Origin of the sequence: Rhodoplanes azumiensis, from assembly GCF_042682915.1 — a bacterium.
GTDB lineage: Bacteria > Pseudomonadota > Alphaproteobacteria > Rhizobiales > Xanthobacteraceae > Rhodoplanes > Rhodoplanes azumiensis.
Genome location: NZ_JBHUIW010000029.1, coordinates 1 through 22,820 on the forward strand (window position 1 = coordinate 1; position 22,820 = coordinate 22,820).

The 22,820-nt window shown below is 70.9% G+C and carries 22 protein-coding genes and 1 pseudogene; 12 read left to right on the plus strand and 11 right to left on the minus strand.

The annotated features are described in order from the left end of the window. Positions 1-89: 89 nt before the first annotated feature. The gene (locus ACFSOX_RS20195; protein ID WP_378479627.1) at positions 90-1,106 is read left to right on the plus strand and encodes a WD40 repeat domain-containing protein; all 1,017 of its coding nucleotides are present in this window, start codon (positions 90-92) and stop codon (positions 1,104-1,106) included. A 10-nt stretch (positions 1,107-1,116) separates the two neighbouring features. On the opposite strand, the gene ACFSOX_RS20200 is transcribed toward ACFSOX_RS20195, so the two are convergent. Then, positions 1,117-1,905 carry a transporter substrate-binding domain-containing protein gene (locus tag ACFSOX_RS20200; protein WP_378479628.1) on the minus strand — a complete coding sequence of 263 codons (789 nt, stop codon included), beginning with the start codon at positions 1,903-1,905 and terminating at the stop codon, positions 1,117-1,119. Positions 1,906-2,130: 225 nt separating this feature from the next. Here ACFSOX_RS20200 and denD point away from each other — a divergent pair, with 225 nt between their 5' ends. Further along, positions 2,131-3,114 (plus strand): D-erythronate dehydrogenase, encoded by a 984-nt coding sequence (denD, locus tag ACFSOX_RS20205; RefSeq protein WP_378479629.1) that lies wholly within the window; start codon positions 2,131-2,133, stop codon positions 3,112-3,114. Between the two features lie 31 nt (positions 3,115-3,145). Then, the gene (gene sfsA, locus ACFSOX_RS20210) at positions 3,146-3,928 is read left to right on the plus strand and encodes a DNA/RNA nuclease SfsA (protein ID WP_378479630.1); all 783 of its coding nucleotides are present in this window, start codon (positions 3,146-3,148) and stop codon (positions 3,926-3,928) included. On the opposite strand, the gene ACFSOX_RS20215 is transcribed toward sfsA, so the two are convergent. After that, the gene (locus tag ACFSOX_RS20215; RefSeq protein ID WP_378479631.1) at positions 3,891-4,133 is read right to left on the minus strand and encodes a putative antibiotic biosynthesis monooxygenase; all 243 of its coding nucleotides are present in this window, start codon (positions 4,131-4,133) and stop codon (positions 3,891-3,893) included. The genes sfsA and ACFSOX_RS20215 overlap by 38 nt on opposite strands. Positions 4,134-4,367: 234 nt before the next feature. Here ACFSOX_RS20215 and ACFSOX_RS20220 point away from each other — a divergent pair, with 234 nt between their 5' ends. After that, positions 4,368-5,018, plus strand: a complete 651-nt coding sequence (locus ACFSOX_RS20220; protein ID WP_378479632.1) for a TetR/AcrR family transcriptional regulator — start codon at positions 4,368-4,370, stop codon at positions 5,016-5,018. 53 nt (positions 5,019-5,071) lie between these two features. Next, complete coding sequence (map, locus tag ACFSOX_RS20225; RefSeq protein ID WP_378479633.1) at positions 5,072-5,905, plus strand: type I methionyl aminopeptidase; 834 nt, start codon at positions 5,072-5,074, stop codon at positions 5,903-5,905. Between the two features lie 52 nt (positions 5,906-5,957). On the opposite strand, the gene ACFSOX_RS20230 is transcribed toward map, so the two are convergent. Together ACFSOX_RS20230 and ACFSOX_RS20235 are read right to left on the minus strand one after the other, a co-directional pair. Beyond that, the gene (locus tag ACFSOX_RS20230; protein ID WP_378479634.1) at positions 5,958-7,118 is read right to left on the minus strand and encodes an MFS transporter; all 1,161 of its coding nucleotides are present in this window, start codon (positions 7,116-7,118) and stop codon (positions 5,958-5,960) included. Positions 7,119-7,178: 60 nt separating this feature from the next. After that, positions 7,179-8,738 carry a bifunctional aminoglycoside phosphotransferase/ATP-binding protein gene (locus ACFSOX_RS20235; RefSeq protein ID WP_378479635.1) on the minus strand — a complete coding sequence of 520 codons (1,560 nt, stop codon included), beginning with the start codon at positions 8,736-8,738 and terminating at the stop codon, positions 7,179-7,181. A gap of 144 nt (positions 8,739-8,882) precedes the next feature. Here ACFSOX_RS20235 and ACFSOX_RS20240 point away from each other — a divergent pair, with 144 nt between their 5' ends. Further along, positions 8,883-9,278, plus strand: coding sequence for a hypothetical protein (locus ACFSOX_RS20240; RefSeq protein WP_378479636.1), 396 nt, complete (start codon positions 8,883-8,885; stop codon positions 9,276-9,278). A 160-nt stretch (positions 9,279-9,438) separates the two neighbouring features. Here ACFSOX_RS20240 and ACFSOX_RS20245 read toward each other — a convergent pair whose 3' ends face one another. Further along, a complete protein-coding gene (locus ACFSOX_RS20245) occupies positions 9,439-9,618 on the minus strand; it encodes a hypothetical protein (protein WP_378479637.1) in 180 nt (59 codons plus the stop codon). Between the two features lie 30 nt (positions 9,619-9,648). Next, entirely contained in the window at positions 9,649-11,820 is a 2,172-nt protein-coding gene (locus ACFSOX_RS20250) for a primosomal protein N' (protein ID WP_378479638.1), read from the minus strand. A gap of 289 nt (positions 11,821-12,109) precedes the next feature. Here ACFSOX_RS20250 and ACFSOX_RS20255 point away from each other — a divergent pair, with 289 nt between their 5' ends. Next, positions 12,110-13,081: a tyrosine recombinase XerC gene (locus tag ACFSOX_RS20255; protein WP_378479639.1), complete on the plus strand. Its 972-nt coding sequence runs from the start codon at positions 12,110-12,112 to the stop codon at positions 13,079-13,081. Positions 13,082-13,113: 32 nt separating this feature from the next. Here ACFSOX_RS20255 and ACFSOX_RS20260 read toward each other — a convergent pair whose 3' ends face one another. Next, the gene (locus tag ACFSOX_RS20260) at positions 13,114-13,416 is read right to left on the minus strand and encodes a DUF1330 domain-containing protein (RefSeq protein ID WP_378479640.1); all 303 of its coding nucleotides are present in this window, start codon (positions 13,414-13,416) and stop codon (positions 13,114-13,116) included. Between the two features lie 17 nt (positions 13,417-13,433). Continuing rightward, positions 13,434-14,195, minus strand: a complete 762-nt coding sequence (gene pyrF / locus ACFSOX_RS20265; protein ID WP_378479641.1) for an orotidine-5'-phosphate decarboxylase — start codon at positions 14,193-14,195, stop codon at positions 13,434-13,436. 56 nt (positions 14,196-14,251) lie between these two features. On the opposite strand from pyrF, the pseudogene ACFSOX_RS20270 reads away from it, so the two are divergent. Beyond that, positions 14,252-14,587: pseudogene (locus ACFSOX_RS20270) on the plus strand (DUF6883 domain-containing protein). Beyond that, positions 14,587-14,823 carry a DUF4926 domain-containing protein gene (locus ACFSOX_RS20275; protein WP_378479642.1) on the plus strand — a complete coding sequence of 79 codons (237 nt, stop codon included), beginning with the start codon at positions 14,587-14,589 and terminating at the stop codon, positions 14,821-14,823. Before ACFSOX_RS20270 ends, ACFSOX_RS20275 begins: the two are co-directional and overlap by 1 nt. 13 nt (positions 14,824-14,836) lie before the next feature. On the opposite strand, the gene ACFSOX_RS20280 is transcribed toward ACFSOX_RS20275, so the two are convergent. The 3 genes from ACFSOX_RS20280 to dnaK form a co-directional block, all read right to left on the minus strand. Continuing rightward, positions 14,837-15,442 carry a class I SAM-dependent methyltransferase gene (locus ACFSOX_RS20280; protein WP_378479643.1) on the minus strand — a complete coding sequence of 202 codons (606 nt, stop codon included), beginning with the start codon at positions 15,440-15,442 and terminating at the stop codon, positions 14,837-14,839. 143 nt (positions 15,443-15,585) lie between these two features. After that, positions 15,586-16,704 (minus strand): molecular chaperone DnaJ, encoded by a 1,119-nt coding sequence (gene dnaJ / locus ACFSOX_RS20285; protein ID WP_378479644.1) that lies wholly within the window; start codon positions 16,702-16,704, stop codon positions 15,586-15,588. 77 nt (positions 16,705-16,781) lie between these two features. Next, positions 16,782-18,698 carry a molecular chaperone DnaK gene (gene dnaK, locus ACFSOX_RS20290; protein ID WP_378479645.1) on the minus strand — a complete coding sequence of 639 codons (1,917 nt, stop codon included), beginning with the start codon at positions 18,696-18,698 and terminating at the stop codon, positions 16,782-16,784. A 394-nt stretch (positions 18,699-19,092) separates the two neighbouring features. On the opposite strand from dnaK, the gene ACFSOX_RS20295 reads away from it, so the two are divergent. From ACFSOX_RS20295 to ACFSOX_RS20305, 3 genes are all read left to right on the plus strand, one after another. Next, positions 19,093-20,406 (plus strand): glycosyltransferase family 87 protein, encoded by a 1,314-nt coding sequence (locus ACFSOX_RS20295; protein ID WP_378479646.1) that lies wholly within the window; start codon positions 19,093-19,095, stop codon positions 20,404-20,406. Positions 20,407-20,591: 185 nt separating this feature from the next. Then, a complete protein-coding gene (locus tag ACFSOX_RS20300; protein ID WP_378479647.1) occupies positions 20,592-21,134 on the plus strand; it encodes a GtrA family protein in 543 nt (180 codons plus the stop codon). Continuing rightward, positions 21,131-22,756, plus strand: coding sequence for an NAD(P)/FAD-dependent oxidoreductase (locus ACFSOX_RS20305; RefSeq protein WP_378479648.1), 1,626 nt, complete (start codon positions 21,131-21,133; stop codon positions 22,754-22,756). Before ACFSOX_RS20300 ends, ACFSOX_RS20305 begins: the two co-directional genes overlap by 4 nt. Positions 22,757-22,820 lie beyond the last annotated feature (64 nt).

Sequence of the window (22,820 nt, forward strand, 5' to 3'; positions counted from 1 at the left end):
CAGAATCAATGCCGTGCACCTCTTCAAGCACAATCCGTGCCGGACAGCCGTGGGGCAAGCCCGGCCATGACGACATCGGACACGACGCCATGACCGACATCGCCGCTCCCTCCAACTCTCTCGTCGATCGCACGCGGACCATCGACGCCGGTGCGCCCGTGGTGGCGGTGGCCTTCATCGGGCTGAAGGGCCGCGAGGTCGCCGCCTTCGCGCTCGGCGAGGACACGGTGCTGCTCACCGGGGACGACGGCGCCGAGCGGCATATCGCCGTCCACGACGGCGGCATCCTGAGCGTGGCGAGCGACGGCGCGCGGCTGATCACGGGCGGCGACGACGGCCGGGTGATGGCGACGGCGCCGGACGGCACCACGAGCGAGATCGCCGCCGACGCCAAGCGGCGCTGGATCGACAATGTCGCGGTCGGCCGCGACGGCGTCGTCGCCTGGTCGGCCGGCAAGGACGTGTTCGTGCGCACGCCGAAGGGCGAGATCCGCACCGCCGAGGTCGGCTCGACGCCGGGCGGCCTCGCCTTCGCGCCGAAGGGCCTGCGGCTCGCGGTCGCCCGTTACGGCGGCGTCGCGCTGTGGTTCCCCAACGCCAAGGAGCCGCCCGAACCGCTCGAGTGGAAGGGCTCGCACACCGGCGTCACCTTCAGCCTGGACGGCCGCTTCGTCGTCACCACCATGCAGGAGCCGTCGCTGCACGGCTGGCGGGTGGCCGACGGCAAGCACATGCGCATGTCCGGCTACGCGGCGAAAGTGAAGTCGGTGTCGTGGACGGCGGACGGGCGCGAGCTCGCCACCGCCGGCGCCGACGCGCTGGTGCTGTGGCCGTTCCACGGTAAGGACGGGCCGATGGGCCAGCAGCCGCGCCTGCTCGCGCCGGCCAAGGATCTGATCGTCGCGGTCGCCTGCCATCCGCGCGAGCCGGTCGCCGCGGTCGGCTACGAGAGCGGCATGGTGCTGCTGGTGCGGCTGGAGGATTCGGCCGAGATCGTCGTGCGCAGGCCGGGCGGCGGCGCCGTCACGGCACTCGCCTGGAACGCCGCCGGCACGCGGCTCGGCTTCGGCACCGAGGCGGGCGACGCCGGCCTCTTGGCGTTGTGACGGCCCTGGCCTAGACGGCGCCGGCGGCCGGCGGCCGGCGGGCGCCGGCGAGTCCGACGCGCTCGAGCGCCTGCTGCACCAGGCCCGCGGCCTTCGCCTCCTCGATCAGCGCGGTCACGCAGGCGAGCGCCGCCGGACGACCCTTCGGCACGGCCACGGCCGTGGTGGTGGAGAGGAACGATCCCGGCAGGATGCGCGAGCCTTCGATCTGCGCCACCAGCCCGGACAGCACCTCGCGACCCATGGCGATGGCGTCGGCGAGCCCGCCATGCATCATCGCGACCGCGTCCTCCGGCGATTCGACCGGGACGTGCGAGGCGCGCGGGGAGGCGCGCAGGGAGGCCCGCAGCGTCGCACTGTTGCGCACGCCGACGATCCGCACGTCCGGGGCGTCGGCTTCGGCGAGCCGGCGAATCGGCGAGCCGGCCGGGACCAGGTAGCTGCTCTGGAGAGTGTGATAGGCGGCGCCGAAGTCGACATGCCGGCGCCGCTCCTCGTCGACCGGCAGGAAGCTGACGTCCCACAAGCCGCGCGCCGCGGTCGCCTGGATCTCGCCGGAACTGGGGAAGGGGACGAACTCGATCGGCAGGCCGGTCGCCGCCGCCAACGCCTCGGCGAGCGCCACCGGAACGCCGCGCAGCGCACCCCCCGCCCGGACCGCATAGACGGCCGACGGTGCTGGGCCGACCGCGATCGCCACGCGCAACCGTCCGGTCGGCGCCAGCTCGGCCGTGAGTTCGCGGTCGGCGAGGATCGCGTGCGCCATGAGCCTTGATAGCACGAGCTCCGGCATCGGCATGGCGATCGACCGGGATTGTCCCCACGGCGAATCAGCGCACCAAATAATATTATGACATCCGTATGGTGAATCAGCTACGACAGATGGCCGCGCGTCACGGGTTCGCGCTCCGGTTTCAGGCGGTTCCGGGATGTGGCGACGGCGGCTCGCCTGCGGGCTTCCGCACGCCGGTCGCGCTGCTAGGGTCTTCGAGGGGCGAATCCCTCCGCCCGTCGGAGACCGCGCATGCATGTGCTCGTGACCGGAGCGGCCGGGATGATCGGCCGCAAGCTCGCCGAGCGGCTCGGCCGTGACGGCGCCCTCGGCGACGCCGCGATCACCACGCTGACGCTGACCGACATCGTCGAGCCGCCGGTGCCGGCGGGCTTCGCCGGCGCGGTACGCCGGGTCACCGCCGATCTCGCCGATCCGGGCGTCGCCGAAAGCCTGGTGTCGGCCCGTCCCGAGGTGGTGTTCCACATCGCCGGCGTCGTCTCGGCCGACGCCGAGCTGAATCTCAAGAAGGGCTACCGGGCCAATCTCGACGGCACCCGGGCGCTTCTCGACGCGATCCGGCGGGTCGCCGACGGCTGGTGCCCCAAGGTCGTGTTCACGTCGTCCTGCGCCGTGTTCGGCGCGCCGTTCCCGGACGTGATCGGCGACGACTTCCATCTGACGCCGCTCACCTCCTACGGCACCCAGAAGGCGATGTGCGAGCTGCTGCTCGCCGACCACAGTCGGCGCGGCTTCCTCGACGGCGTGGCGCTGCGGCTGCCGGCCGTGTGCGTGCGGCCGGGGCCGCCCAACAAGGCCGCCTCGGGCTTCTTCTCGGCGATCATCCGCGAGCCGCTGGCCGGGCGCGAGACCCTCCTGCCGGTCGCCGAAACCGTGCTGCACACCCATGCGAGCCCGCGCGCCACGGTCGGGTTCCTGATTCATGCCGCCGGGCTCTCGCGCGACGTCCTCGGGCCGCGGATCGCCGTCACGATGCCGGGCGTATGCTGTACGGTCGGCGAGCAGATCGAAGCCCTGCGCCGGGTCGCCGGCGATGCCGCGGTCGCCCGCATCAAGCGGGCCCCCGACCCGCTGGTGGAGCGGATCGTCGCCGGCTGGCCGCACCGCTTCGACGCAGCGCGCGCTCGCGCGCTCGGCTTCGTCGCCGAGACGACGTTCGACGAGATCGTCCGCATCCACATCGAGGACGACCTCGATGGGCGAATTCCGGACTGACGCGCGGGCGACCACGGGCTAAACCGTCGCCATGCGATTTCCGACCTCGTTGACCCCGGCGACGCTGCTGCGCCGCTACAAGCGCTTTCTGGCCGATGTGGAGCTCCTGGACGGCACCGTCGTCACGGCGCATGTCGCCAATCCGGGCAGCATGCTGGGGCTCGCCGAGCCGGGCGCACGGGTGTGGCTGTCGCGCTCCGACAATCCGGCCCGCAAGCATGCCTGGTCCTGGGAGCTGGTCGAGGTTGATCTCGGCGCCGGGCTCGAGCTCGTCGGCGTCGACACGGCGCATCCGAACGGGATCGTCGCCGCGGCGATCGCGGCGGGAGGGATCCCGTCGCTCGCCGGTTACGCGACGCTGCGGCGCGAGGTGAGGTACGGGGCGGCGTCGCGCTGCGATCTCTTGCTGGAGGATCCGGCGAAGCCGCCCTGCTGGGTCGAGATCAAGAGCGTCACGCTGATGCGCCGCCCCGGCCTCGCCGAGTTTCCGGACGCGACGACGGCGCGCGGCACCCGCCATCTGGAGGAGCTCGCCGCCCGGGTGGCGGCCGGCGAGCGGGCCGTGATGCTGTTTTTGGTGCAGATCGGCTCGGCCGAGAGGGTCGACATCGCCCGCGACATCGACCCCGCCTACGGGCTCGCCTTCGACCGGGTGCGGGGCGCCGGCGTCGAGGCGATCGCGGTGCGCTGCCGGGTCTCGCTCGACGGCATCGACCTCGACGCGCCGGTTCCGGTGGCTCCGCCCCGGGCCATCACGGCCGTCGTCGTCCCACCGGTCAGGGCCGCGAGCCGACGCGGCGCGCGATCGGGATGACCAGGTGGATCATCGCCAGCACCATGGGCGGCACCACGACGGCGGTCAGCGCCGGGAACGGCCAGCCGGCGGTGAGCGGCGACACCAGGGCCAGCAGCGTGTTGATCACCAGATAGGCGCCGATCATCACGGCGGCGACGAAGCGCAGATGGGCGGCCGAGACGGCGGACAGGCGGGACTTGATCGATCGGAGAAAGGGCGTCATGGGTCGGCCTCACGTCGTTACGAAACGAGCCGTTTCGTTCGTGGCGCTTGATCTATACGGGCCGTTTCGTTACGTCAAGAGGCACGCCGCGGCGGCGCAGCAATTTTCTTGGCGCGAGCTGTCCCGCACCGGGAGCCCGACCTTGGTAGGATGCCGACGGCCCGGGCGACGGCGGTCGCGACCGGCCCCGGAGTGGGCCTCGTCGGCCGGACGCCCGAGCATGGAAGGCCGAGAATGAGCGAGCCCCGAAATCCCGATCCGCCGGATGCCGGTCCTGCCGGCCATCGCCGCGCTTCGATCGGGGCGCGCCGCCATCCCGCGGCCGAGATGGCGATCCTCGAAGCGGCGCGCGCCCTGTTGACCGAGAAGGGCTATGCGGGCTTCTCGATCGACGAGGTGGCGCGGCGCGCCGGCGCCGGCAAGCCGACCATCTATCGCTGGTGGCCGTCCAAGGCCGACCTGTTCATCGCCGTGTACGCGGCCGACAAGGCCGCCGCCATCCAGGCTCCGGATACCGGCGACCTCGCGGACGACCTCGCCGCCTACACGACGGCGCTGTGGCGGTTCTGGCGCGAGACGCCGTCCGGCGCCGCCTTCAAGGGTCTGCTCGCCGAGGCGCAGGCGAGCGACCCGGCCCTGACCGCCTTGCGCGAGAAGTTCCTGCCGGTGCGGCTCTCCGATCTCGGCTGCGTGTTCACCCGGGCGGTCGAGCGCGGCGAGATCGCGGCCGAGGACGCCCCGGCGCTGCTGCGGCTCTATATCGGCTTCCACTGGGTGCATCTGCTGACCGGGCGGATCGACGAGGATCCGGCCCTGATCGATCAGATGGCGCGGCTGATCGCGCGGGCCGGCCGACCGGCCCGGCCGGCCGGGCAGCACGATTGATTCGAGGCGGCAAAGGCCTACATTCGGCGCAACACCGACGAGGCGCGAATTTCATGACCTATATCGATGCGGCGGCGGCACCGCTGCGCAAGAACGGGCAGATCAAGCTGCACGATCCCGAGGCGTTCGCCGGCATGCGCAGGGCCGGGCAGCTCGTCGCCCGCTGCCTCGACATGCTGGTGCCAGAGGTGCGGCCCGGCGTGCCGACCGAGCGGATCAACCAGCTCGTCTTCGAGTTCGCCATGGACCACGGCGCCTATCCGGCGACGCTGATGTATCGCGGCTACAACAAGTCGACCTGCACGTCCATCAACCACGTCGTCTGCCACGGCATCCCCAACGACAAGCCGCTCCGCGAGGGCGACATCGTCAACATCGACGTCACTCTGATCCTCGACGGCTGGCACGGCGATTCCAGTCGCATGTACGGGGTCGGCGAGATCCCGCGCCGGGCCGAGCGGCTGATCGAGGTGACGTTCGAATCGATGAACCGCGGCATCGCGGTGATCCGGCCGGGCGCCACCACGGGCGACATCGGGGCCGCCATCGAGGCCTTCGTCGAGGGCCAGAACATGAGCGTGGTGCGCGACTTCTGCGGCCACGGCCTCGGCCGCCTGTTCCACGACGAGCCCAACATCGTGCATGTCGGCCGCCGCGGCGAGGGCGTGGTGCTGCGCCCCGGCATGCTGTTCACGGTGGAGCCGATGATCAATCTCGGCCGCCCGCACGTGAAGGTGCTGTCGGACGGCTGGACCGCGGTGACGCGCGACCGCTCGCTCTCGGCCCAGTTCGAGCACACGGTGGGCGTCACCGAGACCGGCGTCGAGGTGTTCACCTACTCGCCCATGGGCCTCGACAAGCCGCCGCTGATCACCGGCCGGGCGTGATCGGAGGCCGTCGTGCCGGGGCGCGAGCGGAAAGCTCGCGCGCCGTCGCGCGCTACGTCTCCTTCGGGTCGCGCCAGAACAGCGCCACCACGGTGGCCATCGCGGCGATCACGGCGAGCACCATGCCGACCGTCGCGGGCCAGCCGCCATAGGCCCAGGCGAGGCCGGGCAGCGAGGCGCCGGCGCTGCCGCCGACGTAGAACACCGTCATGTAGAGCCCGACCGCCGAGGAGCGTCCCTCCTTGGCGGTCGCCGTGACGGCGCCGGTCGAGACGCCCTGGCACATCATCCCGCAAGTGGCGCAGGTGGTGAGCCCGATCAGGATGCTCCACACGGCCGGGGTGAGCAGCAGGAGCGCGCCGATGCCCCACAGCATCAGGAGGCCGAGCACGAAGCGCCGGCGGCCGAACCGCGCGACGGCGCGGCCGATCGACGGCACGGTGGCCGAGCCGACCAGATAGGTGAGGAAGATCAGCCCGAGCATCGACGGCGAGAAGCCGTAGGGCGGCCCGGCGAGGTGGAAGTTCACGTAGGTGAACACCGCGATGAAGTTGAACAGCACGCCGAAGCCGACCGCGTAGAGCGGGACGAGCCGCGGGTCGACGAGGTGGCGCATCATCTGGCGCAGCGACGCCTTCAGCCCCTCGGAGCGCACGAAGTGGCGCTCCTTGTCGAGCGCCACCCCGAAGCCGACGGCGCACAGGAGGCTCACGAGCGCCAGCGAGCCGATCGCCGGCCGCCAGCCGACCAGATCGGTGAGCACGCCGGGGATCAGCCGGCCCGAGAAGCCGCCGAGGCTCGATCCCATCATGTAGATGCCGGCGACGCCCGGCACCTCGGCGGGCGGGAACTCGTCGCCCACATAGGCGAGCGCCGTGGCGAAGACGGGCGGCAGCGCGAGCCCCTGCACGAACCGCCAGACCACGATCTCCTGTACGCTGCCCGAGAGAGCGACCATCAGGGTCGGCAGCGCCACCAGCACCATCGCGACGACGATGACGCGCTTGCGCCCGAGCATGTCGGTGACGACGCCGGTGAACGGGGCGGTGAGCGCGATCGAGATCGTGCCGGCCGTCATCACGGCGCTGATCTCGGCCGCCGTGACCCGGAAGTCGTGGGCGAGCGCGGGCAAGAGGGCCTGGGGCGCGTAGAGATTGAGGAAGGAGCAGAAGCCCGCGAGGGCGATGCCGACGCGGCGGGAATCGAGGGTCATTTCAAGTGTCGTCTCGTGACGGGGACGCCGACTATAGCAAAGCCGGCCGACCGTGGTGTGTCACGAGGCCGAAGCGCCCAGCGCGGCGCGCAGGGCCGCCATGGTGTCGGCGGGTGTTCCAGCCGCATCGATCCGGGCCCAGCCGTCCAGCCGGCCGACGTCGTAGGTCTCCTGGTGGCGGGCGACGGCCGCGTCGGCGTCGGAGGCGTCGCGGACGCGGCCGCTCACCCGGGCCTCGCGCGTCGCCAGATCGGCCTCGAGGAACGCGCCGAAGAAGCGGACTCGTGCGGTCGTCGCGACGGCCGCGATCGCGCTCCGCTCCGCCGCGCGGGCGAACACGGCGTCGGCGACGACGCTGTGGCCGGCGGCGAGCACGCGCGCCGCCCGTGCGGCGAGCGCCGTGTAGACCCGCGCGGTCGCCTCCGGCGTGTAGGCCTCGGCCGGCAGCCGCGTGTGCTCCTCGACGCCGGCGAGCGCCTTGCGCAGCACGTCGGAGCGCAGCACCACGGCGCCCGGAACCGGCAGGAGGTCCGGCGCGATGGCGCGGGCGGCCTGCGACTTGCCGGTTCCCGACAGACCGCCGACCGCGATCAGCACGGGCGGCGGCGGATCGATCAGGGCGCAGGCGAGCCGGAAGTATTTTTGCGCGGCCGCGTCGCGCGCGCGCGCGCCGTCGGCCGGCGCCGGCTTCGCCGCCGTCACCTTGGCCCGGATGGCGGCGCGCAGCGACAGGAACAGCGGCATCGCCGCGAGGGCGTCGAGGTCATCGGGGCGGCCGGTCTGCGCGAGCCAGCGGTCGAGCACCCGGTTCGCCGCCCAGGGCAGGTCGCGCTCCCAGAGATCCATGAGCAGGAAGGCGAGATCGTAGAGCACGTCGCCCGACGCGACCGTCGCGTCGAACTCGAGCGCATCGAACGGCACCGGCCGGCCGTCGATCGTCGCGATGTTGCCGAGATGCAGGTCGCCGTGCCCGCGCCGCACCAGCCCGGCGTGTCCACGCGCTTCCAGCAGGGGCCGCAGGCGGTCGAGCGCTTCGCGCGAGCGCGTCGTCAGCATCGCCGTCGCGTCGGGATCGAACAAGTCCGGCCGGGACGCGAACGCTTCGGCGTTCTGCTCGACATAGGCGCCGAGCGCCGCGATCCACGGGGCCGCCGCGACGACCGGCGCGCGCGCATGCGCGGCCGCGACGATGGGACCGAGCGGCTCGACGATCTCGGGCGTGATCGCACCGGCGTCGGCCAGCCGGTCGAGCGTGCGGGTCTCGTCGAAGCGCCGCATCCGCACAGCCCATTCGACGGCCGGCCCCGTCCCGTCGAGCGCCAGCCGGCCGTCCGGCTCGCGCGTTATCGCCACCACGCCCGCGTAGAGCTCCGGCGCGAACGGCCGGTTGGCGACCAGCTCGGCCGCGCAGGCGGCCCTGCGCTTCTCCAGGGTCGAGAAGTCGAGGAACGGGAACGAGACGGCGCGTTTGATCTTGAAGGCATGCTCGCCGGCCAGGAAGACCGACGCCGCATGGGTGTCGATGCGCACCGGTGCGACGCCGCCATGGGTCGCCGGATCGGCCAGGAAGGCCAGCACGTCGGCTTGCGGGTCATCGACAGGCGGATGGTCGTCGTTCACGGCTTCGATTCCGACCCAGATCAAAGGACGTGCGTTCGCCCCGGTCCAAATTCATATTACGTCATCCGGCGACGGCACGGTGTCGCCGACCCGGGAGGATGCCGAGACGTTTCGTCCGGAATGGTTCGTCACGAGAGGCCCGCCATGACCACGCTGCCGCACAGCTTCAAGCGCATCCGGCTGAACCTCGCCCGCTCGAAGGAGCATCCGCTCGGCTCGGCGCAGCACGGCTACGAGTTCGTCGCGCCGCTCTCGGCCGACGGCCACATCGACGTCGAGCAGTGGCGCAAGGAGCGCGAGCATTGCCGCGTCCGCCGCTTCTGGGGCGACGAGGAGGAGGTTGGCCGCCTCGTCCACAAGCCGGGCGGGCCGGAGCACGCCCGCTGGGTGTTCGACTACGACGAGACGGCCGAGGAGGACGACGAGGCCGGCTATCGCTTCGGCGCCCACGCCTTCGTGCCCGGCGAGTACGTCTCGATCCGCGACGAGGACGGCGACATGCACACCTTCCAGGTCGTCACCGTGGAGCCGGCGACGTAGGCGAACGACGCTCAACTCACGCCCTCATCCCGACGTGCTCGGGCGAAGCCCGAGCCTCCGAGGATATGGCCCGGGCCGTCGCCCTTCGAGGCCCGGCTCTGCCGGGCATCTCAGGGTGACGGAGAGAGTCTGCCGAGCGCCGCACGGTTGCCGAGCCTAGTTAAAAGCCTCGGCGCTTCGCTTTTTCTTCAGCGATCAAAGTTGCCGCACAGAGCTCGCCGGAAATGCCGCTCGCCTTTCCTTCGTCCCACCTTCGACGAAGCAGTCCGATCAGATCAGTGTGCTGATCATCACCAATATTATCCAGCGAACGATCCGGGCCACGGTCCTCTTCGGACATTTGTCACGCCTCCTCGCCGACCCTTCGTGCTCACAAGAAGCTCGTCGGGTCGATGTCGATCTCGCGCTTGACGTCGCCCGTGGTCTTGGGGGCGCGGGCGAGCCAGTCGCGCATCCAGCCGGAGAGGTCGAAGGCGCGCGGCGACTTGATCAGCAGGCGGAAGCGGTGGCGGCCGCGCAAGAGCGACACCGGCGCCTCGGCCGGCCCGAGCACGCGCACCCGCTCGTCGCGCGGCGCGATCGCGGCGAGCTTTCGCGCGTGAGTCTCGACCGCGGCGCGGTCGGAGCCCGAGACGATCAGGCTGGCGAGCCGGCCGAACGGCGGGTAGTGCAACCGTTCGCGGATGTCGATCTCGCTCGCGTAGAAAGCCTCGCGGTCGCCGGCGATCAGGGCGCGCATCACCGGATGCTCGGGCTGGTGCGTCTGGATCAGGCCATAGCCCTGGCCTTCCGCGCGCCCGGCGCGCCCGGCCACTTGTGACAACAACTGGAAGGTCCGCTCGGCGGCGCGCGGATCGCCGTTGGAAAGACCGAGATCGGCGTCGACGATGCCGACCAGGTTGAGCCGCGGAAAATGGTGCCCCTTGGCGACCAGCTGGGTGCCGATGATGATGTCGACCCGGCCCTCCTGAATCTCGGTCAGCTCCTCGCGCAGCTTCTCGACGCTGGTGAGCAGATCGCTCGACATGACGAGCACGCGCGCCTCCGGGAACAGCGTGCCGACCTCCTCCTCCAGGCGTTCCACGCCGGGACCGCAGGCCGCGAAGCTGTCGACGGCGTCGCAGTTCGGGCAGGCTGGCGGATGCGGCGTGGAGTAGCCGCAGTGGTGGCAGACGAGCTGGCGCTTGAAGCGGTGGTCGACCAGCCAGGCGTCGCATTGCGGGCAGGCGAAGCGATAGCCGCAGGCGCGGCACAGCGTCAGCGGCGCATAGCCGCGGCGATTGAGGAACAGCAGCGCCTGTTGCTTGCGTGCGATCGCGTCCTTGACGGCGCCGGCGAGCCGCGGCGCGATCCAGCGGCCGCGCGGCGGCCCTTCACGCGACAGGTCGATCGCCTCGACATGCGGCAACGCCTGGCCGCCGAAGCGCTGCGGCAGCGGCAGCCGCCGATACCGCCCTTTTCGTGCGTTCACTTCTGTTTCGACGGAAGGAGTGGCGGAGGCCAGCACGATCGGCAGGGCGCCGATGCGGGCCCGCACCACGGCCATGTCGCGGGCGTGATAACGAACGCCGTCCTCCTGCTTGTAGGCGGGGTCGTGCTCCTCGTCGACGACGATCAGGCCGAGATCGGCGAACGGCAGGAACAGCGCCGAGCGCGCGCCCGCGACGACCTGCACGTCGCCCTCGGCGACGCCCTGCCAGGTGCGGGCGCGCCGTCGCGGCGTGATCTCCGAATGCCACTCGGCCGGCCGCACGCCGAAGCGCGCGGAAAAACGGTCGAGCGACTGCGCGGTCAGCGCGATCTCGGGCATCAGGATCAACACCTGCCGTCCCTGGCGGATCGTCTCGGCGACGCCCTCGAAATAGACCTCGGTCTTGCCCGAACCGGTGACGCCGTCGAGCAGGAAGGTCGCGAACGCTTTTGTCCGCACGGCGTCGCGCAGGATCGCGGCGGCGGCCGCCTGCTCGGGCGAGAGGTCGGGCGGCGCGTGGTCGGCGTCCGGCGCGCGGGCGATCGGCTCGGGCGGCAGCACCACGGTTTCGAGCGTGCCCTCGTCGATCAGGCCGTCGACGACGCCGGGCGATACGCCGGCCTCCTTGGCGGCCTCGCCCTTGGCGCGGACGAGCCCGTCGGCGAGCGCACGGAGCACCCGGGCGCGGGCCGTCGTCATGCGCTCCGGCGGCGCGCCGGCGAGCCGCACGCCGAGGCGCTCGCGCTCGGGGCCGAGCCCGTCGCCCATGCGCAGCGCCATGCGCAGAACCATGCCGCGCGGGGCGAGCGTGTAGTGCGACACCCAATCGACGAGCTTGCGCATGTCGTCGCGCAACGGCGGGACGCCGAGCCTGTCGGCGATCGCCTTGATGCGGTTGTCGAGCCGGGGGTCGAGCGCCGTGTTGTCGCCCCACACGACGCCCGTGCAGGCGCGGGTGCCGAGCGGCACCGTGACGATGTCGCCCGGCGCGACCGCATGATCGCCGGCCGCATAGGAGTAGGGCTGGTCGAGCGCGAGCGGCAGCAGCACGTCGACGATGCGTCGGGCCATGAGCGCCAATGTCCCGCCAGTTAACGACCAGTGAACGATCCCGCTCGATGATGGAGTCGGCGGTCGCTCTCGGCTTCGGTTCACCTCCCCCTGGGCATCGCGGCGAAGCCGCGACCGGGAGGTCGACCGGCCGCAGGCCGGTCGGGAGGGGGTGAGCGGCGAAGCCGTGCTTTGTGGCTTCACCCCACCCCGGTGCGCGCGTTGCGCGCCCCGACCCTCCCCCTCCAGGGGAGGGTGAAGATCAGACGCGACTCGGCGATTATTAGCATAGGCATTCCGGAGCAGGCGGATGCGATCGACCCCGGCGGTGGCCCCTCAGATCGACCTGCCCTTCGCGGGGCCGGACGTGTCGGCCGCGATGGCGCGCTGGCTCGTCCATGTCGGGGCCGAGCGGCGCATGTCCGCCAAGACGGTCGAAGCCTATGCGCGCGACGTGCGCCAGGTGCTTGGCTTCCTGTGCGAGCATCTGGGCGCCCGGGTGACCCTGAAGGCGCTCGGCTCCCTCACCACGGCGGACCTGCGGGCCTTCATGGCGGCGCGGCGCGGCGACGGCATCTCCGGCCGCTCGCTGATGCGGACGCTCGCCGGCATGCGCTCCTTCGCCCGGTATCTCGCCCGCGAGGGACTTTGCGAGATCGGCGCTCTCTCCGCGGTGCGCGCGCCAAAAGTGCCGAAGACACTCCCGAAACCGTTGCCGGTCGGCTCGGCGAAGCGAATCGCCGACGTCGATCTGCGGGCCGGCGAGGAGCGCGAGCCGTGGGTGCTGGCGCGCGACGCCGCCGTGCTGGCGCTGCTCTACGGCTCGGGGCTGCGCATCTCCGAGGCGCTCGGCCTGACGCGGCGCGACGTGCCGGCGCCGGGGGCCGGCGACGTCATCGTCGTCACCGGCAAGGGCAACAAGCGCCGCATGGTGCCGGTGCTGCGCAACGTCCTGCAGGCGATCGCCGACTATGTCGCGCTGTGCCCCTATGCGCTTCCCGACACCGGGCCGTTGTTCGTCGGGGCGAAGGGCGGGCCGCTGTCGCCGCGCATCATCCAATTGACCATGGAGCGGCTGCGTGGCGCGCTCGGCCTGCCCGACAGCGCCACGCCGCACGCGCTGCGGCACTCCTTCGCGACGCATCTGCTGATGCGGGGCGGGGATCTCCGCGCCATCCAGGAGCTTCTAGGCCACGCCTCGCTGTCGACCACCCAGATCTACACCGGCATCGACAGCGAGCGGCTGATGGAGGTCTACCGCGCCGCCCATCCGCGCGGGTAGAGCGAGCATCGGCCGGCGAGCGCCGCCGGGTCTCACGGCTGTGGGCCGTCGTAGCCCTCGACGATGACGAGATCGCCGTTCGAGGCAGCGTCGCGCAGCGCCTTGGCGGCCTGGTACTCGGGCGAGCGATAGCAGGCGAGCGCCGTCTCGTAGTCGGGAAACTCGATCACCACCTGGCGGCTGCGCGCCGTGCCCTCCGGCGCCTCGAAGCGGCCGGCCCGCACCAGAAAGCGCGCGCCGAATTTCGAGAAGGCGGCGGCATTGGCCGCCACATAGGCCTTGTAGGCCTCGGCGTCGGTCACGTCGACGCGGCCGATCCAATACGCCTTGGGCATCCTTGCACCTGTCCGGCTCACACCTGCTCGTTCACGGCGGCCTCGATCTCGGCCACGATGGCGTCGGCGCTCGCGCGCGGATTCGGCGCCGCCACGATCGGCCGGCCGACGACGAGATAGTCGGCGCCGGCCAGGATCGCGTCGCGCGGCGTCTTCACCCGTTTCTGGTCGCCGACCTCGGCGCCGCTCGGGCGGATGCCGGGCGTCACCAGGGCCATGCCGTGGCCGATCTTGGGGCGCAGCATCGCGGCCTCCTCGGCCGAGCAGACGAGCCCGTCGATGCCGATGTCGTGCGCCTGCGCGGCCCGCTCGGCGACCAGCTCCGGCACCGTGAAATCGTACCCGGCGGCGGCCAGATCGGCGTCGTCGTAGGAGGTCAGCACCGTCACGGCGAGGATGCGCAGGTTACTGTCGCCGCGCCCTTGCACGGCGGCCTTCATGGTCTGCGGATAGGCGTGCACGGTGAGGAAGGTCGCGCCCATGCGGGCGATGCTCTCGACCCCCTTCTCGACCGTGTTGCCGATGTCGTGCAGCTTGAGGTCGACGAAGACGCGTCGCCCCGAGAAGATCAGCTTCTGGGCGAGCGCGAGCCCGCCCGCGAAGGCGAGCTGGTAGCCGATCTTGTAGAACGTGACGCCCTCGCCGAGCCGGTCGATCACGGCCTCGGCGGCATCGACGCTCGGCAGGTCGAGGGCGACGATCAGTCGATCGCGCGGATGTTCCACGGCAGTTCCCCTTCTCGGCCGGTCGTCTAGACTCACCCGGCTCGGCGGCGCCATTTTGGTCAACGGACGCCGAGACGGAAGCGAATTTTTCGGGAGCGCGAGTTGGCGAGATGACGGCCCTGCCGAATGGCGACAAGGCGGTTCTCGATATCCGAAAACTCGAGGACTACTGCCTCGATCCGACACATCCGCGGGGCCGGCACAAGGCACGAGTGTTCCAGCATGCGCTCGGGCTACAGCGTTCCGATTCGGTTTGGCTCCGCAGCCTGCTCCTCAAAGCAGCCCGCGCCGATCTTGCGAATTACCTTTCGACGGACTCATGGGGCAGCCGGTGGCAGCTCGACGTCGATCTCTCGATCGGCGCATGACGTGCTAAAATTAGAACCGTATGGATCATAAGAACCGGGGAGGATATCCCACGGTTTGTCACCTGCTGGGTGCCATGATGACCCTCGACGCCGCGAACGACCCGAAAACCTCACAGCTCCTCGACGTGGTCGCCCTCCTGACCGATCGGCCGGACCTGCGGCTCGCGCGTGGGCAGGTCGGCACGATCGTCGAGGAACTCGACGTGGACACCGCGCTGGTGGAGTTCAGCGACGATCAGGGGCGCGCCTACGCCGTGGAACCCTGCGCCAAGGCCGAGCTTCTCGTCCTGCATTACGTCCCGGAGCAGGCCTGAGGGGCTTTCCCGCTCATCCCCGGCGGTAGACGAACACGCGGGCGGGGGGCAGGTTGAGCCAGATGCGCTCGGACGCCTCGGTGCGCACGCGGGCGAGCGAGCGCGGGATCGGCGACACCACCGAATAGGTGAACTGGATGAAGGGGCCGCCGGGCTGCAGGAGCCCGAACGCCTCGTTGAGCAGGCGCAGCCGCGCGCGCAGCGGCTTGGTCATCAGCGGCAGGCCGGAGACCACCGCGGAGACTTCGCCGCGCAAAAAATCGCCGAACAGGCCACGCAGCCGATAGGCGTCGCCTTGGATGACGGTCGCGGCCGGGTAGCGGGCGCGCAGGAGGCGGCAGAAGTTGGAGTTGAACTCGACCAGCACGAGGCGGGATTCGTCGACCCCGTGCTCGACCAGCGCCTCGGTGATGGCGCCGGTGCCGGGACCGAGCTCGATCACCTTGCCGGTCCCGTGCGGGTCGACATAGCTCGCCATGGCGCGCGCCAGCGGCTTGCTCGACGGCATCACGGCGCCGATCGCCAGCGGCTTCTCGATCCACGACCGGAGAAACCTCACATCGTCGTCGATGCGGAGGCCCTTCCTGGCAGTGCCCACAGCAGTCTGAAGCGGCGGCATCTCGTACAACGTGGCTGCGACGCGGCAAATGCACCGTCACGGAATTGTCACGGGTAACGGCCCAGCGCCTCCGGGTCAACCCTGTTCGCGCGCCGCGGTCCCATAAAGGCGCGGCCCGCGGGCGGCGGCGGGACGCCGCGGCGTCACGCCTTGTTGCCGAAGAACTCCTTGACCTTGCCGAAGAAGCCCGAGGATTCCGGGTGCGTCGCCGTGGACGACAGCTTCTCGAACTCGGCGAGCAGCTCGCGCTGGCGCTTGGTGAGGTTCTGCGGCGTCTCGACCACGACCTGGACGTACATGTCGCCCATCTGCTTCGAGCGCAGCACCGGCATCCCCTTGCTGGACAGGCGGAACCGTCGTCCCGACTGGGTGCCGTCCGGAACCTTCACCCGGGTCTTGCCGCCGTCGATCGTCGGCACCTCGAACTCGCCACCGAGCGCCGCCGTCACCATCGAGATCGGCACCCGGCAGTGCAGGTCGGCGCCGTCGCGCTGGAAGAAGGCGTGCGGCGTGATCGACAGGAAGATGTAGAGGTCGCCGGCCGGCCCGCCGCGCACGCCCGCCTCGCCCTCGCCGGCGAGGCGGATGCGGGTGCCGTCCTCGACGCCGGGCGGGATGTTGACCGACAGGGTCCGCTCGCGGGTCACGCGGCCGGCACCGGCGCAGGCCGGGCACGGGTCGTCGATCACCTGGCCGCGGCCGTGGCAGGCCGGGCAGGTGCGCTCGAGGGTGAAGAAGCCCTGGGCGTGGCGAATCTTTCCGTGGCCGCCGCAGGTGGCGCAGGCCTTCGGCTTGGTGCCGGCCTTGGCGCCGGTGCCCGAGCAGACCTCGCAGGTCACCGAGGTCGGGATGCGGACCGGCGCGACCTTGCCGTGGAAGCTCTCCTCGAGCGTGATCTCCATGTTGTAGCGGAGATCGGCGCCGCGCTCGCGGCCGGAGCCGCGGGCGCGCCCGCGCATGCCGAAGAAGTCGTCGAAGATGTCGGCGAAGGTCGAGGCGAAGTCGGCGCCGAAGCCGGGGCCGCCGCCGGCGCCCTGCTCGAAGGCGGCGTGGCCGAAGCGGTCATAGGCCGCCCGCTTGTCGGCGTCCTTGAGAACCTCGTAGGCCTCGTTGACCTCCTTGAACTTCATCTCGCATTCGGAGTCCCCCGGATTGCGGTCCGGGTGGTACTTCATGGCGAGCTTGCGATAGGCGGTCTTGAGCTCGACCTCGGTGACGGTGCGCTGGACGCCGAGCACCTCGTAATAGTCGCGCTTGGACATTCAGCCGGTCCCCCACGCAAAAACCCTCCGCCCCCGGGCCGGGCGAGCCGGTCCGGGGGCGAGAGGGGCAAACACCGTCACGCGCTCTTCTTGTTCTTCTTGTCGTCGTCGACCTCGGTGAACTCCGCGTCGACCACGTCTTCCTTCTTGCCGCCCGCGGACGCGCCGGCGTCGGGGCCGCCGTCGCCTTCGGACTGCTTGTACATGGCCTCGCCGAGCTTCATCGAGGCCTGGGCGAGCGTGTTGGTCTTGGTGCGGATCGCTTCGGCGTCGTCACCCTTGAGCGCCTCGCGCAGGTCGCCCATCGCGTCCTCGATCGCCCGGCGCTCGTTCTCGCCGACCTTCGAGCCGTGCTCGGAGAGCGCCTTCTCGGTGGAGTGCAGCAGCGCCTCGCCGTGGTTCTTGGCTTCCACCGCGGCCTTGCGCTTCTTGTCGTCCTCCGAATGCGCCTCGGCGTCCTTCACCATGCGCTCGATGTCGGCCTGCGACAGGCCGCCCGACGCCTGGATGCGGATCTGCTGCTCCTTCGACGTCGCCTTGTCCTTGGCCGACACGTTGACGATGCCGTTGGCGTCGATGTCGAACGACACCTCGATCTGCGGCACGCCGCGCGGCGCCGGCGGGATGCCCATCAGGTCGAACTGGCCGAGCAGCTTGTTGTCGGCCGCCATCTCGCGCTCGCCCTGGAAGACCCGGATGGTGACGGCGTTCTGGTTGTCCTCCGCGGTCGAGAACACCTGGCTCTTCTTGGTGGGGATCGTGGTGTTGCGGTCGATGATGCGGGTGAACACGCCGCCCAGCGTCTCGATGCCGAGCGACAGCGGGGTCACGTCGAGCAGCAGCACGTCCTTGACGTCGCCCTGCAGCACGCCCGCCTGGATCGAGGCGCCGATCGCCACCACCTCGTCGGGGTTGACGCCCTTGTGGGGCTCGCGGCCGAAGAACTGGCGGACGATCTCCTGCACCTTGGGCATGCGGGTCATGCCGCCGACCAGCACCACCTCGTTGATCTCGCCCGCCGACAGTCCGGCGTCCTTGAGCGCCAGGCGGCACGGCTCGACGGTCTTCTGGATCAGGTCGTCGACCAGCGCCTCGAACTTCGCGCGGGTCAGCTTCAGGGTGAGGTGCTTCGGGCCGGTCGCGTCGGCCGTGATGTAGGGCAGGTTGATCTCGGTCTGCGAGGTCGACGAGAGCTCGATCTTGGCGGCCTCGGCGGCCTCCTTCAGGCGCTGCAGCGCGAGCTTGTCGCGGCGCAGGTCGATGCCCTGCTCCTTCTGGAACTCGTCGGCCAGGTAGTTGACCAGCCGCATGTCGAAGTCTTCGCCACCCAGGAAGGTGTCGCCGTTGGTCGACTTCACCTCGAAGACGCCGTCGCCGATCTCCAGGATCGAGATGTCGAAGGTGCCGCCGCCGAGGTCGTAGACCGCGATGGTGCCGTTCTTCTGCTTGTCGAGGCCGTAGGCGAGCGCCGCCGCGGTCGGCTCGTTGATGATGCGCAGCACCTCGAGGCCGGCGATGCGGCCGGCGTCCTTGGTGGCCTGGCGCTGGGCGTCGTTGAAGTAGGCCGGGACCGTGATGACCGCCTGGGTCACCTTCTGGCCGAGATACGACTCGGCCGTCTCCTTCATCTTCTGCAGCGTGAAGGCGGAAATCTGCGAGGGCGAGTAAGTCTTGCCGTCCGCCTCGACCCAGGCGTCGCCGTTCGAGGCGCGCACGATCTTGTAGGGGACGAGCTTCTTGTCCTTCTCCACCATCGGGTCGTCGTAGCGGCGGCCGATCAGGCGCTTCACGGCGAAGAAGGTGCGCTCCGGATTGGTGACCGCCTGGCGCTTGGCCGGCTGGCCGACGAGGCGCTCGCCGTCGTCCGTGAACGCGACGATCGACGGGGTGGTGTTCTTGCCTTCCGAATTCTCGATGACCTTCGGCGTCTTGCCTTCCATCACGGCGACGCAGGAGTTGGTCGTGCCGAGGTCGATGCCGATGACCTTACCCATTGACTCTGTCCTTTCTTCTCAGCAGGCCGGCCGAGCCTGAACAGCACCCGGAAGCGTCCGCAGGCCTCGTGCCTGCACTGATGCCTTGGGTCCGGCCCCTCTTGGAACGAAGTGGGAACCGCTCGCGAGCGGGTTTCAGACGGTCATATAGGAGGGCGCCGATAAGCCGCAAGGCGGAGTTTTCGCGAATGCCACGGCCGGTTTCGTCGGCGTGCGCGGCGGTTTGGGTGTCTGCGGACAGGGCCGCTCCGGATTAACCCGGACGCAACCGGCCCGCGCCACACTGCCGGTGGCATCGGCGGGCCGAACGGGCGGTGCGGAGGGGTCCGCGCTGCGCGCGCGGGCGGAGCGGCCCGCCCCGCGGCGTCCCCCGCGGCCGACCCGGAGGACGCCAATGGCGATCATCGATGTGCTGGAGGCGGCCCGGACGTCGCCGCGCAAGCGGCGTCTCTACGCGGCCGTCCTCCTGGGCCTGTCGGCCCTGCTGCTGCTCGCCACGACGGCCCGCTTCGCCGGCCTGGTGCCCGGCCGGCGCGTTCCGACCGACTTCGACATCTTCCACATCGCCGGCCGGATGGTCTGGCGGGGCGAGATCGGCGACGTCTACTATTTCGCCCGGCTGAGCCCGCTGATGGCCTCGCTGTTCGAGGGCCAGCACTTCCTCCCCTGGACCTATCCGCCGCCCTTCGACCTGGTCGTCGGCGCCCTGGCGCTGCTGCCTCTGCCGGCCGCCTACCTCGTGTTCACGGCGACGACCCTCGCGGCCTATCTGGCGGCCTTGCGGCGGCTCGCCCCGCACGATCTCGTCACCACCCTGATCGTCTTCTTCCCGGTCCTCGCGGTCACCATCCGGTGCGGCCAGAACGGGTTCCTCACCGGGGCGCTGGTCGCCGTCGCCTGCCTCGCCCTGCGGCGCGGCTCCGCCTGGGCCGGGGTGCCGCTGGGCCTGATGGTGATCAAGCCCCATCTCGCGATCGCCTTCGGGGTGCTGCTCCTGGTCCAGCGCCGGTGGGCCGTGCTGGCCGTCGCGGCCGCGACGGCCGCGGCTGCCGCCGGCCTCGCCACCGCGCTGCTCGGCCCCGCCGTCTGGGTCGCGTTCCTGGACGGGGTGCGGGAGGCGCGGATCTTCCTCGAGGCGGGACTCTATCCCTTGTTCCGCATGGTCTCGCCCTATGCGGCGCTGCGCTCGCTCGACCTGCCGGCGAGCCTCGCCGGCCTCGCCCAGGTCGTGTCCGCGGTCGGCGCGCTCGGCGCCGTCGTGGTGGCGGCCCGGCGCTTCTCGCCCACCCAGGCGCTCGGCGTCACGGCGCTCGTCACGCTGCTGGTCAGCCCCTATGCCTACGACTACGACATGACGATCGTCGCAGTCGGCTTCGCCCTGCTGCTCCCCGATCTGGTGCGGCTCGCCTCCCCGGCCCGCCGGATGGCGATTGACGTCCTATTCCTCGTGTCGAGCGGGTTCGGCCTCGTGCAGAGCTCCTGGCTCGCCGGCGCCCACCAGAGCGAGCCGGACAAGCTGCTCGACGCCGCCCCGGTCTCGCTGGCCGCCGTCGGCCTCGTCGCCGCCGTCGCCATGGTCGTCCGGGTCGTCGCCGGCGCCCGCGAGGGGGCCGCCGCCGCGGAGGCGGCACGACCGTCCTGCGACGGAGCGAGGCCGAGCGGGCCGATCGTCGGCCACGTCGCCGGCGGCAACGCCTTGCCCGGGTGAGCGGCGACGGGACAGCGGCGCACGGCCGCGCGTCCACGCTTCGTTAAGGTTTACGGCGATCGCCGACGCCGGCCGCGGTCCGCCGCAGCCGGCCATTAACGCTCGGCTGCGACAGTCGTCCCGCATCTCGAAACGCCGTCGCGCCGGGGACTGGAGCGCCGCGGCGTGCCACGGACGGGGCCGCGATGACGGTGAGTGACGACGTGTCGGGCCTTCGCGCCTGGCCGCACGAGGGCTGGCCGCACGAGGGCTGGCCGCACGACGGCGGCTCGCGCGCCCGCCGTCCGCTCGCCGTCGGCCCGATGCGCCAGCGGCTCGCGCGCCTGCCGCGGCCGCTGCGCTTCCTCGGCGTCGGCGGCGTCGGCCTTCTCACCGACCTCGGCGTGTTCACGGCGATCCCGCAGCATCTCGACCATCCGCTGATCGTCCGGCTCGTCTCGCTGGCGATCGCCACGCTCGTCACCTGGCGGCTCAACCGCGCGATCACGTTCGCGACGAGCGGCCGGCGCCAGCCCGCCGAGGCGCTGCGCTACGCCGTCGTGACGGCGGTCGCCCAGGGCACCAGCTACGCCGTCTTCGCGCTTCTCGTCCTCACCGTTCTCGGCGCCCTGCCGCAGGCCGCCGCCGTGATCGGGGCGGCGATCGCCGCCGTCGTCTCCTACAACGGCCATCGGCTCTACGCCTTCGCGCCGATCGCCGCCTCGCGTTCCGGAGTGATCGAGCCATGACCTCGCGCCCGCCCGCCCCGCGACCGACGATCTCGCGACCCGCCGCCGCGCGGCAGGCCACCTCCGGTCGGCCTGCCGAGGGCCCCGGCTCCGGCCTGCCGGCCGCCACCCACACCGACGTGTTCGTCGTCGGCGCCGGTCCGGCCGGGCTCACGGCGGCCTACACGCTGAGCAAGCACACGCCGAACGTGATCGTGATCGAGAAGGATCCGGTGCATGTCGGCGGCATCAGCCGCACGGTCGCACACGGCGGCTTCCTGTTCGACATCGGGGGCCACCGCTTCTTCTCGAAGTCGAAGGAGGTGGTCGACCTGTGGAACGAGATCCTACCCGACGACTTCATCGAGCGGCCGCGGCTGTCGCGCATCTTCTACGACGGCAAGTTCTACTCCTATCCGCTGAACGCCGGCGAGGCGCTGCGCAATCTCGGGATCGTCGAGAGCGCCGCCTGCGTGATGTCGTATCTGGCCGCCCGGCTGTCGCCGATCGACCGGCCGCGAACCTTCCACGACTGGGTGCGCAACCAGTTCGGCGAGCGGCTGTTCGCGATCTTCTTCAAGACCTACACCGAGAAAGTGTGGGGCATGTCGTGCGACGACATCTCGGCCGACTGGGCGGCGCAGCGCATCAAGGGGCTCGACCTGAGGGTCGCGGTGACCAACGCGCTCCGCCGCTCGCTCGGCGCCCCGCCGCGCAAGCCCGGCGCCGGCGAGCCGGTGGTGAAGACGCTGATCGAGACCTTCCGCTACCCCCGCAAGGGGCCCGGCATGATGTGGGAGGCGGCCGCTCGCAAGATCGAGGAACACGGCGCACGGGTGCTGATGGGCCGCGACCTCGTCTCGCTCGCCTACGACGAAAAGCGTGAACTGTGGGACATCGAGGTGGCGACCGCCGACGGCACCGAGCGCTACACCGCGTGGCACGTGATCTCGTCGGCGCCGCTCGCCGAGCTCGTCGAGAAGATCCGGCCGCGGCCGATCTCGACCTTTCACGCGCGGGCGCTGCGCTATCGTGATTTCCTCACCGTCGCGCTGATGGTCGACGAGCCCGATCTCTTTCCGGACAACTGGATCTACGTCCACGATCCGGCCGTGAAGGTCGGCCGGGTGCAGAACTTCCGCTCCTGGTCGCCCCATATGGTGCCGGAGGGCAAGACCTGCCTCGGTCTCGAGTACTTCTGCTTCGAAGGGGACGGGCTGTGGACCGCTTCGGACGACGAGCTGATCGCGCTCGCCACCCGCGAGGTCGCGCAGATCGGCCTCGTCGCGGCGGCCGCCGTGACGGGCGGCTGCGTGGTGCGCCAGCCCAAGGCCTATCCGGTCTACGACGACACCTATCGGGACAACGTCGCGGCGATCCGGCGCGACCTGGAGCTCGGCTGCCCGAACCTGCATCTCGTCGGCCGCAACGGCATGCACAAGTACAACAACCAGGACCATGCCATGATGACGGCGATGCTCACGGCGGAGAACATCCTGTCCGGCGAGCGCCGCTTCGACGTGTGGAACGTCAACGAGGACGCCGAGTATCACGAGGCCGGCGGCAAAGCCGCGCCCGACGGCCGCCGCACCGCGCTCACCAGCGAGCGCGCCGTGCCGAAGAAGGTGTCCGACGCGGCGTGAGGTCGCCTTCCGCGGCGACCTCTCCTCGCGTGCGGGGAGAGGGAAGAAGGCTGCGCGCTCCGAG